Source organism: Pseudobacillus wudalianchiensis (assembly GCF_001685015.1).
GTDB lineage: Bacteria > Bacillota > Bacilli > Bacillales > Domibacillaceae > Pseudobacillus > Pseudobacillus wudalianchiensis.
The window spans coordinates 214,076-230,814 of the sequence record NZ_MAYT01000012.1; the positions used below are offsets into that span (position 1 = coordinate 214,076).

Annotated in this window: 8 protein-coding genes and 1 riboswitch; of the genes, 5 read left to right on the forward strand and 3 right to left on the reverse strand. The window is 39.4% G+C overall.

Annotated features, from left to right (window positions below):
• Nucleotides 1-160: 160 nt before the first annotated feature.
• Nucleotides 161-2,932, forward strand: a complete 2,772-nt coding sequence (locus A8F95_RS08950; protein WP_077247289.1) for an S-layer homology domain-containing protein — start codon at nt 161-163, stop codon at nt 2,930-2,932.
• A 394-nt stretch (nt 2,933-3,326) separates the two neighbouring features.
• On the forward strand, nt 3,327-5,090 hold the full coding sequence (locus A8F95_RS08955; RefSeq protein ID WP_065410192.1) for an S-layer homology domain-containing protein: 1,764 nt from the start codon (nt 3,327-3,329) through the stop codon (nt 5,088-5,090).
• Nucleotides 5,091-5,166: 76 nt separating this feature from the next.
• On the opposite strand, the gene A8F95_RS08960 is transcribed toward A8F95_RS08955, so the two are convergent.
• Nucleotides 5,167-6,909: a methyl-accepting chemotaxis protein gene (locus tag A8F95_RS08960; RefSeq protein WP_065410193.1), complete on the reverse strand. Its 1,743-nt coding sequence runs from the start codon at nt 6,907-6,909 to the stop codon at nt 5,167-5,169.
• 215 nt (nt 6,910-7,124) lie between these two features.
• Nucleotides 7,125-7,210, forward strand: a riboswitch (cyclic di-GMP riboswitch).
• 520 nt (nt 7,211-7,730) lie between these two features.
• Between A8F95_RS08960 and A8F95_RS08965 the strand changes: the two genes are divergently transcribed.
• Nucleotides 7,731-13,532 carry an S-layer homology domain-containing protein gene (locus A8F95_RS08965; protein WP_065410194.1) on the forward strand — a complete coding sequence of 1,934 codons (5,802 nt, stop codon included), beginning with the start codon at nt 7,731-7,733 and terminating at the stop codon, nt 13,530-13,532.
• Nucleotides 13,533-13,682: 150 nt separating this feature from the next.
• Here A8F95_RS08965 and A8F95_RS08970 read toward each other — a convergent pair whose 3' ends face one another.
• Nucleotides 13,683-13,913 carry a hypothetical protein gene (locus A8F95_RS08970; protein ID WP_065410195.1) on the reverse strand — a complete coding sequence of 77 codons (231 nt, stop codon included), beginning with the start codon at nt 13,911-13,913 and terminating at the stop codon, nt 13,683-13,685.
• A 455-nt stretch (nt 13,914-14,368) separates the two neighbouring features.
• Here A8F95_RS08970 and A8F95_RS08975 point away from each other — a divergent pair, with 455 nt between their 5' ends.
• A complete protein-coding gene (locus tag A8F95_RS08975; RefSeq protein WP_065410196.1) occupies nt 14,369-15,196 on the forward strand; it encodes an S-layer homology domain-containing protein in 828 nt (275 codons plus the stop codon).
• A gap of 25 nt (nt 15,197-15,221) precedes the next feature.
• Entirely contained in the window at nt 15,222-16,358 is a 1,137-nt protein-coding gene (locus tag A8F95_RS08980; protein WP_141676250.1) for a hypothetical protein, read from the forward strand.
• Between the two features lie 150 nt (nt 16,359-16,508).
• On the opposite strand, the gene A8F95_RS08985 is transcribed toward A8F95_RS08980, so the two are convergent.
• Nucleotides 16,509-16,739 carry a hypothetical protein gene (locus tag A8F95_RS08985; RefSeq protein WP_065410195.1) on the reverse strand — a complete coding sequence of 77 codons (231 nt, stop codon included), beginning with the start codon at nt 16,737-16,739 and terminating at the stop codon, nt 16,509-16,511.

Genomic DNA, 16,739 nt, shown 5'->3' on the forward strand with positions numbered 1-16,739 from the left:
AAAATCTATTAAAATCTAAAAAATAGGTATAATAGTCATATTAAATGTAAAAAATATCCTTTTTGTTGGTAATAATTTGAGACTTTTGGTATTTGTACAGAATCTATCAATTGTGGGAAAATATAATCGTTCAAGTTAAAAAATTGGAGGTATAACATAAATGGCTTTTAAATCCAATAATTACCGCAAATTCGTTGCAGCTTCTGCAACAGCAACTCTCGTGGCTACAGCAGTAACTCCTGCATTCGCTGCTGAATTCACTGATGTAAACAAAAACTATAAAGAGGCTGTTGATTACTTAGTAAACAACAACATCGCTCAAGGTACTTCTAAAACTGAATTTGGAACAGTTCTTCCAATCACTCGTGGCGATGCAGCTGTAATGATCGCTAAAGCATTAAAATTAGATACTGATAATGCCCCAGCTTCTGCCTTCACAGATCTTAACAGTCGTGTAAAAGGTGCAGTTAACGCTCTTTATGCTAAAGGCGTTATTAGCGGTAAAACAGAAAAAACTTTCGAGCCAAGTGCACAAATTAAGCGTGCTGAAATGGCAAAAATCATCGCTAATGCTTATGACCTAAAAGCTGGCGATACTAAAAATGAATTCACAGATGTAAATAGCAACTGGGATCCATATGTTGACAAGCTTCTTGCTAACAAAATCACTGTTGGTAAAACACCAACAACTTTCGCTCCTGATGCAAACGTAACTCGTGGTGAATTTGCTTTATTCATGTATCGTGCGAAAGATTTCCTCACAGCTCCAACAGTAAAAAGCGTAAGCCCAGTAGCTGATATTACTGTTAACCAAGGCGCTGAATTAACTCTACCTTCACAAGTAGAAGTAACACTTTCTAACGGTGAAAAAACTAATAAAGCCGTTCAATGGAATAGAACTGGCCTTGATCTAGATAAAGCTGGTGAATATACACTTAAAGGTGATGTAGCTGATACTGATATTGAAGCCACTGTAAAAGTTATTGTTAAGTCAGTTGCTCCAGAAGTAACAGAAGTAAAAGCGGCTAACGCTACTCAAGTGGTAGTACAATTCAACCAGCCAGTAGATAAAGATACTTTATTTGATGCAAATGGAAACTTTAAAACTGCTAACCTAGCATTAACAGCATTAGATGGCCAAAGTCCTGCAGCAGCATCCACAACTAAAGCTACGCTTTCTAAAGATGGCAAAACTCTTACTGTGACAACTAATAATCCGCTTGAAAAGCGATATAAAGTTGTGGTAGACAATGTAAAAACTGCAGATGGAAAAGCTATCGAAAAGTTTGATCAAGTTGTTACCTTTGCAGCAGATACAACGGCGCCTGCAATCGTTGGTACAGAAAAATTAAATGCAACACAAGTAAAAGTTAAGTTCTCTGAGCCAATTAAAGCTCTCTCTACTGCAGGCACTTCTGTAACATTTAAAGATGCTGACGGAAAGACTATTGCTTCTGGTGGCAATGGAGTTGCTTATACTTCTGCAAATGGAGACAGTGAAATTGTATTTACTCTAGGCAGTGATGTTCCAGTTAACAAAGAAATTACTGCAACATTTGTGGGTGTTCAAGACCAAGTTGGTAATGTGATGACTCCTAACCCTAGCACTGTATCTTTCCAAAAAGGTGATAAGGACGGCGTGGCACCAACTGTATCTGGAATTACACAAACAGGCGCTAAGAAGTTCACAGTTAAGTTTTCTGAAGCTGTTCAAAAGCCAGCAGCGGCTGATATTACAGTCAATGGAACTGCTGTAAGCAGTGTTGAACAAGTTGGTGATGACTCAACAACTTTCGAATTCACAACAGCTGCTCTACTTGATGGTGCTGCTACTGTGGCGTCTGCTAACCCAATTGTAGACCTTTCTGGTGAAACGGCTACATTCAGCAAAGTTGTTACATTCGTTAAAGATGAAGTAGCTCCAAAAGTCGTTTCTACTAATGTATCTAAAGATTCAACTAACGGTAAAGAATACTTAGATATCGTATTCGACAAAGATGTAGTATTATCTACTGCATCAGGAAGCGAATCAAAACTTAGCGCTACTGGCACTTATGTAAAAGACTATATTACAAACAATGTTACATTAGCAGGTGCCAATAATAACATTGATTATAAAGACACTGCTAACAAGAAAGTTGTTCGTGTCGAGCTTGATACATTCTTAGGCACTACTACAGATGTTAAAGGTGCTGTTTATGATCTAGATCTAACATTTGCTAACGTAGAAAGCGTAGCAGGTGCAGCAGTTACAACAGGTAAAGCTAAGTTTACTCGCGGCGAAGACGGCACTCCTACAACAAGCGATGTTGTTAAAGTAACTTCTATTGCACAAGGTGCTGATAACGATAAAGTAAACGTTACTTTTGATAAACCAGTTGACGGCGCGTCAGCAACAAACGTTGCAAACTACAAAGTTGACGGAGCAGTGGTAGAATCTGTTACATTAGCAGCAGCTAGTGGAACTACTCAAGTTGCTACATTAAACTTGAAAAAGGATTCTAACACATTCTCTGGTACACGTAATGTAACTGTATCAAATGTAAAAGCTCTTGGTTCAACTAAGGTTATGGAAACGACTGTTCAACCAGTTATTCTTAATGAAAATGTGAGACCAACTGTTAAATCAGCCAAACTTACATCTACTACTGGAATTACTTTAACATTCTCTGAGAATATTAAAGATGGTACTGCTGATGATTTTGAACTTTTAGTTGGTGGTAAATCAGTAGCTACTCCTGTAAAAGTAGATGTCACTCCTGGAACTGGAGCTGATGCTAATACTGCTACTATTACATTGAGTACTGCATTAACAGCTGATCAACTTACTCAAGGAATCTCTCTAAAAGCTCTTGATAGTCTTGATATTACTGACGCGGTTACTCCAGGTAATAAGCTTTCTGTTCCTGCTAACATCACTGTTGCTCAATAATAATCAAAACATTGTCTTACTTCTTTTGTTTAAATCAGAGTGAAGTAAGTTAAATAAAAACCCTAAGACTTCCTATAATTTACTTTAGGAATCAGTCTTAGGGTTTTTTATTTGTGTTATAAAGCCAGTTGATGTGGTAAGACGAGTGATATAGAGGAAAATAAGAAATAAATCAACATAGGGAACTATTTATCTAGTTTCCTATTTTTCATTGGGTCTCAAAAGTAGAAATTCCTCTCATTCGACAAAATTATACAATTTTATTTAATATAATGTGAGATAATATACCTAATCCTATTGATTTAGAGGAATTAAAAATTATTTGAAGCTTCGTGTTTTATTGATGGGATTGCAGTTTTCTTAAATAGCAAATTAGATATAGGGGGGACGTAAAGTGAAGAAGTTATTTATTGTGCTGGCAGCTTTTTTTGCGTGCATTATATTCTTCGATAAAGCAAGTGCATCAGAGTTCTTGGATTTGCCTAAAATAGCAGAATTAAAAACTGATAGCAGTATTACGACAGGGGTTTTTAGCCCGGATGATAAGTTTATTGTGACGGGTGATTCGTCTGGCTATATTACCGTATACAATGCGGCCACGGGGGCACAGGTGAACAAATGGGAAGATAAGGATGCCTACGAGATTTCCAAAATCCTATTTAGCCCGGATGGCCAGCGCCTCGTATCTATTAGCACAGGTTATAGCGGAAATGTAAAGGTTTGGGATGTGCAAACAGGCCTTTTGCTTTCAACCTTAACAGTAGAAAAAGGCGACTATAGAAAATTTTACGATATTGCTTTAAATAAGGATGGGACTGTTTTATACACTGCCGATGGCGAGAAGAGTGTGATTTATTGGGATCTTTTAAAAGGTACAAAATTGTTGGAGCTCACTATGCCTACTTTGCCAACATCGCTGGCGTACAATGCGGCTGAACAGCATTTGGCTATTGGATTGAAAGATGGCAGTATTAATGTAAGGCAGGCAGTAAGCGGAGAGTACATAAGCACCAAATCGGTTGGTCCCGACTATTTCTCAGACATTGTGAAGGTAAAGTATTCTGCCGATAACAAGGTTTTATACTTTTCCTTAATTAATGATCAGCAGCCATACTTATTTGATGTGAACAATCATTATGAAATGATTCCTCTGGAAGAAAATGATTACAGCAGCCAGTGGAAAGATTTTGATTTTAACTTGAACCACAAATATGTGGCTGTGGGAGAGCAATACAGCCCATTCAAAATATTTGATACAGAGACCAAAGAGTTGGTTGCTAAAGGAAACTATGGTTTCTACTATTATAGTGATGATGTTGAGTTTAGTCATAATGGCAAGCGTTTAGTTGTTGGAGGCACTGTGTATGATACGGCGATTCTCTTTAACGAGCTAACTAGTATTCAGATCACTCCCGCTTCTCTTCATATGAGTGTCGATGATGTTCAAGGTTTTACGGTTAAGGGAAAATACAGCAATGGAACGGTGAAGGCCATTCCTTCTGCTGAAGTGCAGTGGAGCTCGGAAAATCCGGATGTGGCGACTTTCATCTATGGAAAGTTCCAAGCACTGAAGCCGGGGACCACCACTATTAAAGCTTCTTACAAAGGATTCACAGCGAAAGCCGTTATTCAGGTAAATTCACAGCAATTCACAGACTTGAAACCGATTCACGTCGATGCTGTTAATTATTTAGTAAGCAAAAAGATTGCCAGCGGCTTATCAAAAACAACGTTCGGTACCAACGCGACAATTAAACGGGTGGATGCCGCGATTATGATCGCCAAAGCACTTGAATTAGATACGGCGACTGCTCCTAAAGCAGGGTTTACAGATGTTCCGGCGCGCGGACAAGCTTATGTGAATGCTTTAAAAGCAAGTGGCGTGATCAGCGGCAAAACGAAAACGACGTTTGGCACAAATGATCAGATTACACGCGGTGAAATGGCGTTGATCCTGCAGCGTGTGTACAAATTTACACCGGACAGCACCCATCATTCCTTTGTAGATGTCAGCTCGCGCTATGATAATGCTATTTCTTCGCTCGTTCGCTATAAGATCGTTACCGGTATTAACGATTATGAATTTGGAACATCTATTCCGATCACACGAGGTGACTTTGCGATCTTCCTTTACAATTCGGAAATGGCTAAGAACTAACGAACGAAACAGAGAGCCAACCATAAAAAGTGGTTGGCTCTCTGTTGTTCTCTTAACTAGTTAGAATGATAACATCCTACTTAAACATCGCCACCGATTCCTCCAGCTTCTCCGCAAACTCCTTCAATATAATCGTCGTCTCTTCGATTTTATCCATTTGGGTCAGTTCTTCCTTCGAAGCGTTTGCAACGTCAATTGTGTCTTTGGCCGTTTGTTTCGTGATGGTTGAAAACTGTTCGAGAGAGGCGAAGATTTCTTCTGATCCGGCACTTAATTGTTCTGTGACGGCCGAAACTTCTTGGATTTCTTCGTTTACCTTTTGAACGGAATTCAGAATGCTGGTGAACATCGCTCCCGTGTGCATGACGGCCTCTGTTCCTTTGTGTGCTTTGCCTGTACTTTCATTCATATCAGAAATTACACTGTGAGTCGTATGGGTAAAGTCATTGATCAGCCGGGATATTTCTTCCGCGGAGAACTTTGATTTTTCAGCGAGCTTTCTGACTTCCTCCGCTACGACAGCAAAGCCTTTTCCGTGCTCGCCTGCCCGGGTTGCTTCAATGGTTGCGTTTAATGACAATAAATTTGTTTGATTGGAGATGTCGGTAATGACTTTGGTAATTTGGCTGATTTCATCGACTTGGTTAATCATGTTTTTCAGCTTGTTCGCTGTTTCGGTGATAGATGTTTCGACACCTTGGATTTCATCAATAACTTTAACGATGTCCTGATCGCTTGCTTCGACGGTTTTCGTGACATCATTCGATGATTCGGAAACACTGGAGGAAGAGTCGGCGATTTTCTGAATGCCGATCGCCATTTCTTCCATCGCTCTCACCGATTCCTCGGACTGCTGCAAGTTGCTTTTACTGCCCTCCGCAATGTTATCAATCTTCCGAAAAATGTTTTTATTGGAGCCCTTGGCAGAGTGCACATCTGCCGAAAGCTGTTCAGATGTCTGAACGAGGTGGCCGGAAATGTCTGCAATATGGGCAAGCAGTCTTTTAATTCGTTCGGTCATGCTTTTAAATGACTCTCCGACATGCTTGATTTCGTCATTTCCTTTAATCACAAGCCCATTAATTAATTGCTCTGCTTTTTCAAGCTCTCCATTTTGGATTTCTCTTGCTGTTTTTGAGATTACGGATAGGGGAGCAAGGCGTGATTTTGTATAAAAGAATAGCAGGGCGCTCGTACCCACAACCAGTAGTAGAAGAATGGACAGGTACAGAGGCAGGGAATGAGAAATGACATGATTTTGTATAGCCCCTACATCCTCCGCCATAATATCGACCCCTAATATTCCAATCACTTCATTATTCTTACCTTTAATAGGAGCAAACGCCGATAAATATTTTCCATACTGGGGATCATTGATGATGTCTGTTGAAGCTGTGCCCCCTTTTAAAGCGGGTTCCACGTCTTCATATGTAGTACCTGTGGTGGGAGACCCAATTTCAGCTGCATCCTCTGCATCCTTCGGTGAACCGTCCACAAGGATAGTAATCGCTTTATTTTTTTCGTTGAGAATATAGACATAGGCTGCTCCGGATTTCACTTGATAATCCCCGAGCTGCTCTCTCAGCTTCCAATAGTCGTCTGATTCGACGGGGGTGTCCAGGAAGTTTTCAAATGTTTTCGTGTCTAAGCCAGAAGCGATGTTTTTAGCTGTATTCATGCTAAAGTTCGAGATTGTCTGTTCCACGGTCATCTTTGTATTCTTAAATAGAATAAATGTCGTGATGACAAGAATAAGTAACATCGCTGCTAATAAAGGCATCGTAATTTTTGTACTTAACTTTCCTTCTCTTTGTCTCATGAGGTCTCCTCCAATGTAAACGTTTCTATATACTTTATCGACTATTTTAATGTTTAATAAAGTGAAAACAAATAAAAAAAAGAATTATCAGAAAGATATTGAGGTAAAAGGCGTTCGTCGAAAAATGATCAGGAAGTATTCTATTTAGCTTGTTAATTTACTGTGGAAATAAAATACACTAATTGTTATATTTGTATATATTCTCTTTCGTATAGACAAGGAAAAGGAAATACTATGGAAACATAGTTACGCAAGCTGTAGGAGCTAAGGCGGTTCTCTGCTAGGCTAGCCAGCTGCCGAAAATATAGGAGAAAAGGGGAATGTACATGAAAAAGGTAAGAAAAGTATTAGCTTGTCGTCTCGGTCTGTCTCTAATATTTGCATAGGGATTTACACTGGCAGAGGCGAAAGGCAAGCCTGTCATCGATAAAAATAAGAATAGGCTTGCGGATAATTGGAAAAGAAAACGATCCAGCCGATCAAGTGAATGATGAGGAACAGGATGGAGAGTAAGTAATCGCGCCTGAAGAAAAATTGAATGAGATATAAGTAGAAGGGAGAACAGCGATGGCTGTTCTTTTTCATTACATAAATTGGTAAATTTTTATATAAAAATAGCTATCCATATTTGTTAATGTATGTAAATTGTATGTGTGATATGTTAAAATAGTAAAATAATACTACTATAGTGCGTATGCATCAAATGTTTCCTTGTTATATCTATAACTTTATCATACTTATTGCTTAGATATCCCTGGAACGGCAATCCATTAGGGTAGTTTTTATATGTTCTAATGATTAAAATCTGGAGGAATGAATGGATGGCTTATCAATCGAAATCTCATCAGAAATTCGTGGCAGCTGCCACCACAACGGCACTTGTCGCTACAGCTGTTACACCTGCTTATGCGGCGGCGTTCACAGATGTATCTAGTAAGTACAAGGAAGCAGTTGATTACCTTGTTAATAACAAAATCACCGAGGGCATTAGCTCTACTGAATTCGGTACCGATTTAACGATTAAACGTGTGGATGCGGCGGTTATGCTGGCAAAGGCGTTGAAGTTAGATACTAAAGGTGTGAAGGATGCTGGTTTTACAGATGTTCCGGCCCGTGCTAAAGCATCCGTGAATGCATTAAAAGCGGCCGGGATCATAAGCGGGAAAACAGAGAAGACTTTTGCCTCTGACCAGAACATTACTCGCGGAGAAGCAGCGATCATGTTGGCAAAGGCTTATCAAATTAAAGGGGATAAAACGAATCTTTCTTTTACAGATGTTGGTCTCCTCTATAAGGATTCAGTCGCTGCTCTAGTGGATCATAAAATCACATCAGGGAAAACAATGAAAGCTTTTGGAACAGGAGACGCCATCAAACGAGGCGAATTTGGAATATTCTTGTACAAACTATCTAAGGTTGAAAAAGAAGAACCGATCATTACACCAACAGTAAAAGCAACAAATGAAACAGAACTAAAGGCTGCTTTGAAAAATGACAAAGTCACTAAAATTATATTAGAAGCCAACATAGAATCTGCTAATCTGCCGGTTATTACCCATAATGTAGAAATTGATTTAAATGGAAAAGTGCTGACAGGCAATCTTCAATATAACATTCCTAACGGGACAGAGGCCATTACATTATCTTCTTCTAAAGAAGGGGCGCAAGTAAAAGGAGATGTAGCTGTTAATACGCCGAAAGCCGATTTCATTGTTGGAGAAAACGTCGAAATTACAGGCACTACTACAGTGGTCAATGTAAAAGCGAATACTTTCTATAATAAAGGGACACTTCATTCGGTGGTCGTAGAAGACAGTGATGGAACAAGTTTCGATAACGGTGGAACCATTAAAAAGGATATCACCATCGAAGCGACGGGCTCTGTGAAGTTGATCGGGAAAATTGATTCCGTAACAGTCAACAAAGCAGCGGCTATCACAGTGGATGACAATGCAGTGATTAAAGAAATGGTTGTGACAACCAATGATGTAACGATAAAGGCGCCAAAAGGAACGATCGACACACTGAAAGCTAGCGAAGGAGTGGCGGTAAAAGATCCTGAGGGCAAACCGGTGGAAACAAAGCCAGTAGAGAGTAAGCCAGAGACACCAGGCGGCACCACAAACCCTGGAAGTGGAACAACAAACCCAGGGGGCGGCACGACAAATCCGGGAAGTGATACGACGAAACCTGAGACCTTCCAAGGAAGCATTGACAAGCTAGATGAAGGAGGCATTACGGTTGCTGGCAAGACCTATAGTGCTTCCGATTCTTTGAAGAAGTTATTTAGCAAAAGCAATAGCGAGGCCTTGGAGAAAGCCTCTATTACATTTGAAGCGAAAGGCACTGTGATCGAGAAAGTAACAGAACTGACGCTTGTTAATAGCGGCACATCCGATAAGCAGCTTGTGCTTGATGGACAAGGTGCAGTCATTGATGGTTCTCTTTTCGTAGAAGGGGATTATTGCAAGATTGCCAATTTAACTGTCAACAATGATTTTACGATTACCGATAAAGTAGAAAATAGCTTTGAATCGGATAAATTAACGGTTAAAGGCAAAACGACTGTAGCTGAACAAAAGGCAGCAAAAGTAGCCAAAGCTGCCTTCTACCGCGCAGCTGCAGAAGATCCAAAAACAAGAATCACTATAATCTTTAAAGATTCAACGATCGCCACGATTGAAATAGCGAAAAAAGATGCCTATTTTTCAGCAACTGGCAGTACAAAAGTGACCTCTATTTCTTTACAGGCGAATGCTAATATTTTTGCTGATCCGGATGTGATTATTCCAAAAGTAGATATTCACAAAGGTGTCACGCTTGTAGAATTGAACGTCACTATTAGAGATATTATTATTGAGTCTAATGATGACATTAAGGTAACTGGTAAAGGGAACGTTGGAAACGTGGTGATTAACACAGATAAAACAGTTACCCTTGACACAAAAGGCCATATCCAAAATCTTGAAACTAAAAATGAGAAGTCAAAAGTAACGATCGGAGATAATGCAAAGATCACTAATGTTACCATTCCAGAAGGCAAAAAAGCGGAGGATATTGTTGAGAACTTTAGTCAGGTGAAAGATCGGATAGAACAGATTGGAAGCACGCCTCCTAAGGATAGCACACCACCGGAGTTTGATATGCCTAATTTTGGTATCGTCAATCCGACTGATTCTTCTGCAGATCTTAAAGTCAAGGTAAACGAAAATGCGATTGGTTATTATGTAGTCCTTCCAGAGGGAGAAAAGGTTCCAACGCAGGAGCAAGTAAAACAAGGGAGAAACGCAGCAAACGATGATGCACTTCAACAGCGTACCTTCCCTTTGCATGCCAATGAACAAAAAAATATATCGATAAACAATCTAGCAGCTAATACTTCCTATCAATTAGTTATGTTTGTTGAGGACATGATGGGGAATTCTACTAATTTGCAGGTCTTTAAGTTTACCACCTCTAAGCATTCAGAGCCTGACAAGCAAGAGGGACCGAAAGCCAGTAATCCAATGTCAGTATACCTTTATAAAAATGAAGTGGCGGGAGATCAAAAGCTAGTAGAAGGGGATATGGTTAATCTTTATTTTGACAGACCAATTAAGAATTCTGTTGGTGAAGCAGAAGAAGCAATCTATGAAGCATTAAAAGGTACAAAATTTGAAGGAAGGGTAATAATCGAATCTTTTTCCGGAAGTAAGAAGGATAGTCATGGGTTTAGTTTAGAGGTGAAATCAGGAGAGAGTATTGATATAGCAGAACCTCAAACCATTTTACTGCAATCCAATACAATATCAAGCTCGAACGGTATCCAAAATTCAAAAGCCATTCAGTTTGTCGTTAGTGATGCAGATAAAATAGTTCCAACGATAGAAAATTTTGAGGTAGATAAAGTAACCCCTACATCTGTGGATTTGCATGTACAAGTAAATGAGCTTGCCTACCTTTATTATGTTGTGTTGCCTAAAGGTTCACCGAACCCAACCCAAGAACAAGTAAAAAATGCATATGATAGTGAAGGTCGGTTTGTTCAGTTAAATAGAGGTCAATCAATAAGAGTAAATGATTCTAATATAGTAAAAATTGATGGTTTAACTCCTGGCTCTGAGTACGATGTGAAACTTTTTGTAGAAGATATCTATGGAAACGCAACGCAAGTTCGCTCTATTCCTGTTATAGTTCCTCCGGTTACTGATGGCGGAGATACTAATATTCCGACACCACCAGGAGGGGGAAGTACTCCTGCGCCAGGACCAGGAGGAGGCACGGAAATCCCAACACCGCCAGAATCTGAACCAGGAGACTTTTTCGATGCTGGTTTATTAAGCACAGAACGGTTCGGTTACGTCAAGTTGAACATTAAAAACCCGGGTGAGCACAAAGTTAAATACTTGGTCATGGATAGAAATAAATCTAACAATTTTAAGCAGCCGAAGATTGGCGACGAAGCTCCAGCCAATGCTAAGGAATATCAAAACGAAGAGTTTATCCTTTGGAATAACCATGAAGTATTTGTTTATCAAGTGGATAGTAATAATAAAGTTGTAGATATGGTAGACGTTAATGAAATCTGGCATTGGTGGGGAGTCGATGTTCAGGCAAATGAAGAAACAAAGACATTAACGATTAAGTCCCTCATTAATCCTGAAGGTAGAAGCGTTCAGCAGATGTTTCAAAGCGTCTATTTATTTAACATTGGAAAAGTAACAAAGTTATATGATTTTTCAAAAGTAGATTGGAAGTATGTCGATGGAATTCCAGCGGTAGAATTAAGCTACGGCGATGATTTTGATCCTGCCAGACTTAATGAGTTTCTTGTAGAAATGAACTGGTTTAGCGCTGGAGGGGATATACAGAAAACACCGAATGAGGAAGGCTCAATAGAATCATATGAAGATCTAAGCGTGTTCATCATTAAGTATGCCGCCAATAATATTGGGAACAAGTTAAACTGGTACTTGCCAAGAGCTACTTGGGAACATGAAGAAGTAAAAGATGAGAATGGAAATGTTATAGAGAGTTATGGAAGAAGTATAATGGAGCACGATTCAGTCAGTATGAAGCGTTACCAGGAAGAGATTATTAAGCAACAAGATTCTTTGAACTCGTTCGCGGATATTAAAGGATTAGTTGCAGCTGTCAATATGGAATTAAAGGATAAAGTAGAAGCGTATAAAAAGGCCCGGGAAGCAGTTTACAGTTTGTATAAAGAAGATTCATATGATTATGAAGAACATGAACGTCTAAAAGAAGGACTGACTCAAGATGAAATTGACAATGCAGAAAGAGCAGTAAAACTAGTAGATAATGCTTTTCAGGAAAAAGAAAGTTTATTATGGCAGATTAAAGATGCACAGTATTGGCTTGTAAAAGAAGAGGCAGAGAGTTTTCTTGAACAATATAAAAAAGCTATTGAACTGCCTGCAGATATTGCAGTGGGAATGCCAATTTCAGATTTGTTTTCTGACGATGAAAAGCCTAAGAATGTCCAGGTGAGAGTTAATCATATCGGTAATCAGCCAGTAGAGGATGAATGGGTTGCAGGAGAAGGCCAGTATCTAGGGGTCGATGAATTTGGTCAACTGATTCTAAATCGAAAAAACCTGACGAATAGCAATCAGATTGAATACGTTGCCCTTTCCTTCCAGGTTGGGGATAGATGGCTCGGACAAAAAGTAGTTGCTGTAACGATTTCCCCTTCAGAGAAAACGGAAACAACGAGTGACGAAACGGTTATTCATAAAAGAGAAGAAGCTTCCTTTATACACGCAGTTGGCACAGCTCCTGCTTCTTCATATATTCATTTGAATCGGAAAACAATTGTAGATGAACTTACTTCTGGAATACAGGCTATTGATGAATCGAACCAATCCTATCAGGTGAAAAATGCGGATGGAGTAGTGAAAGAAAAAACCGCCTTATTGGAGAGGGGTGACCTTCTCGTTGTTACGGCAGAAAATGGTCTGTCTAAAAGAGTGTATCGAATTGATAATACATTTGTAATCAGTGAAATGAGCTTGGAGAAACTGGGAGAATTCACTGTGAAGATAGACAATACAACAGTTGAAGAGCTGCAGAAAGAGATGGGGATAGATGGAAACTATTCAAATGGAGATTGGTCAGGTGAAGTAAAGTTTAAAATAGAACAGTCAAAAAACGAAGATGGAACGTCTAAAGATAACTTTTATCGCTTTTTAATTAATAACCCTAAAAAAGATGTTTCTTATCGACTTTATGCTAAAAAGAGTTTCGTATCGTATGTAAACACTCAAAGCGATGTAGCTTGGCCAAGCTTTAAAGTCATAGACGCTAATTCTAATCCGGATAATTCAGCGATTATTACCGATGTAGATGGCATCTCTATTACCACCGACGCAATCGGAGTCAAGTTATCGAAAGACTGGGATAATTGGTCAGATACCCTTACTGTTAACGGAATAACGGTAGGCAGTGAAATTCATCAGCAAGAAAACGGTCAGTGGAAAATTACTTTTAACACAAAAGGAACATTAGAAAAGCAAGTGAATCAGTTGAATGATATACAGGTCAGCGTTACCGCAGCGGGAATTGAACAGAGAGGCTATATTCATTTATCCCTTGATGAAGATGGTAATGTAATTGTGAGATAAGAAAGGATAAGAGATCATCCCTCTAGTGCTTTAAAATACTAGAGGGATGATCTTTCCACTTTTACCTAAAGACTCTTCTTCTCTAAATCAGCTTTTTCCACCTCATACTGAATAACCCAATCAATTTCCTCATCCATATGCCGATCGGAATTAACCGACCATATTTAGGCATTGACATTTTGTGAAAACAAAACCGAAAATCACCCAAACAAGGACGATGAGCCATTCATAAGGCCAGACAAGAGCAGAAGGCATGCCAGGTAGATAGAGGACGGATACGGCTAAGGACAGGAGAGTGGTAATCCAGCCGAGTGTTGTGCGGCCGGGCTGACGCATCTTCGGCAACTTTTTGCGAAGGATAATGAAGGATACGACTGCCATGAAATAGGGGAATAGGTGAGGCGCCTGTCACTCCTTGGGTTTTGCTAAGTTCTATCGAAAAGCAAGTAGAGATAGAAAGTCGTTAATCTGAAATGTCGCTAAATTTTAGAAGTCATCTAGAATTTAGCAGTAGCTCAAAATCTCCACAGAGTTTTTTCTTATCCTAGAGCGAAGTAAGTTTATGAAATTGTCTATATCGATATTTGTTATGAATCGAAGGAGAATATGGAGGTATTCTTCTCTATTTAGGTAATTAACTGAAAGTAGGAAGAAATGTAGAAAAATGTTGATGGTAAACTGTTTTCTGTTAAAATAGTCCCATGGTACTAACTGTTCCTTTGTTACTAAATGCCTGTTTTGTCTACCTTTTGGCTTCTTACTTGCCGTGTTTTGAAAACAGTGGAAGGGATAGGTTTCTACTAAATTGTAATTAATAAAAGTGAGGGAAATAGTAAATGGCTTACCAACTAAAGCCTTATCGTAAATTTCTGGCCACAGCAGCGACAGCTGCACTTGTGGCTACAGCAGTCTCTCCCGCCTATGCAGCTTCATTCACAGATGTATCCAGCAATTACAAAGAAGCAGTTGACTATCTTGTTAGCAACAAAATTACAGATGGTATTAGTGCTGCGCAATTTGGAACAGATTTAACGATTAAGCGTGTAGACGCCGCAGTGATGCTAGCAAAAGCATTAAAGCTAAAGGTAGAGAGTGTAAAAGATTCTGGTTTCACAGATGTTCCAACTCGTGCCAAAGCCTATGTGGATACTTTGAAAGCAGCTGGTATCGTGGATGGAAAAACAGCTAAAACATTTGATTCTGAGAAAAATATCACCCGTGGAGAGATGGCGATCATGCTGGCAAAAGCCTACAAAATTACAGGCGACAAGGCAAATCTTCCTTTTAAGGACGTAGCACCTCGTTACCAAGATTCTGTTGCGGCTCTTTTTGATCATAAAATTACTTCTGGGAAGTTAAATGGGATTTTTGGCATAGATCAAGCGATTAAACGTGGAGAGTTCGCCGTTTTTCTTTACAAGTTATCAAAAGTTGAAAAAGAAGAACCGGTAGTAACAACAGCAAATGTTTTAAATGAAGCCGACCTGCTTGCAGCTTTGAAGAATGGCAAAATAACTAAGATCGTGTTAGAAGCCAACATTACTTCTTCTGCTATACCAGTTATTAGCCGTAATGTAGAAGTTGACTTGAACGGAAAAACATTGGTGGGAAACCTTCAGTACAATCTTCCTGATGAAACAGAATCTATTACTTTATCTTCNTGACGATGAAAAGCCTAAGAATGTCCAGGTGAGAGTTAATCATATCGGTAATCAGCCAGTAGAGGATGAATGGGTTGCAGGAGAAGGCCAGTATCTAGGGGTCGATGAATTTGGTCAACTGATTCTAAATCGAAAAAACCTGACGAATAGCAATCAGATTGAATACGTTGCCCTTTCCTTCCAGGTTGGGGATAGATGGCTCGGACAAAAAGTAGTTGCTGTAACGATTTCCCCTTCAGAGAAAACGGAAACAACGAGTGACGAAACGGTTATTCATAAAAGAGAAGAAGCTTCCTTTATACACGCAGTTGGCACAGCTCCTGCTTCTTCATATATTCATTTGAATCGGAAAACAATTGTAGATGAACTTACTTCTGGAATACAGGCTATTGATGAATCGAACCAATCCTATCAGGTGAAAAATGCGGATGGAGTAGTGAAAGAAAAAACCGCCTTATTGGAGAGGGGTGACCTTCTCGTTGTTACGGCAGAAAATGGTCTGTCTAAAAGAGTGTATCGAATTGATAATACATTTGTAATCAGTGAAATGAGCTTGGAGAAACTGGGAGAATTCACTGTGAAGATAGACAATACAACAGTTGAAGAGCTGCAGAAAGAGATGGGGATAGATGGAAACTATTCAAATGGAGATTGGTCAGGTGAAGTAAAGTTTAAAATAGAACAGTCAAAAAACGAAGATGGAACGTCTAAAGATAACTTTTATCGCTTTTTAATTAATAACCCTAAAAAAGATGTTTCTTATCGACTTTATGCTAAAAAGAGTTTCGTATCGTATGTAAACACTCAAAGCGATGTAGCTTGGCCAAGCTTTAAAGTCATAGACGCTAATTCTAATCCGGATAATTCAGCGATTATTACCGATGTAGATGGCATCTCTATTACCACCGACGCAATCGGAGTCAAGTTATCGAAAGACTGGGATAATTGGTCAGATACCCTTACTGTTAACGGAATAACGGTAGGCAGTGAAATTCATCAGCAAGAAAACGGTCAGTGGAAAATTACTTTTAACACAAAAGGAACATTAGAAAAGCAAGTGAATCAGTTGAATGATATACAGGTCAGCGTTACCGCAGCGGGAATTGAACAGAGAGGCTATATTCATTTATCCCTTGATGAAGATGGTAATGTAATTGTGAGATAAGAAAGGATAAGAGATCATCCCTCTAGTGCTTTAAAATACTAGAGGGATGATCTTTCCACTTTTACCTAAAGACTCTTCTTCTCTAAATCAGCTTTTTCCACCTCATACTGAATAACCCAATCAATTTCCTCATCCATATGCCGATCGGAATTAACCGACCATATTTAGGCATTGACATTTTGTGAAAACAAAACCGAAAATCACCCAAACAAGGACGATGAGCCATTCATAAGGCCAGACAAGAGCAGAAGGCATGCCAGGTAGATAGAGGACGGATACGGCTAAGGACAGGAGAGTGGTAATCCAGCCGAGTGTTGTGCGGCCGGGCTGACGCATCTTCGGCAACTTTTTGCGAAGGATAATGAAGGATACGACTGCCAT

Coding starts and splice junctions, on each gene's coding strand:
- A8F95_RS08950 (WP_077247289.1), top strand. CDS start 161: ATGGCTTTTAAATCCAATAATTACCGCAAATTCGTTGCAGCTTCTGCA.
- A8F95_RS08960 (WP_065410193.1), bottom strand. CDS start 6,909: ATGAGACAAAGAGAAGGAAAGTTAAGTACAAAAATTACGATGCCTTTA.
- A8F95_RS08965 (WP_065410194.1), top strand. CDS start 7,731: ATGGCTTATCAATCGAAATCTCATCAGAAATTCGTGGCAGCTGCCACC.
- A8F95_RS08970 (WP_065410195.1), bottom strand. CDS start 13,913: ATGGCAGTCGTATCCTTCATTATCCTTCGCAAAAAGTTGCCGAAGATG.
- A8F95_RS08985 (WP_065410195.1), bottom strand. CDS start 16,739: ATGGCAGTCGTATCCTTCATTATCCTTCGCAAAAAGTTGCCGAAGATG.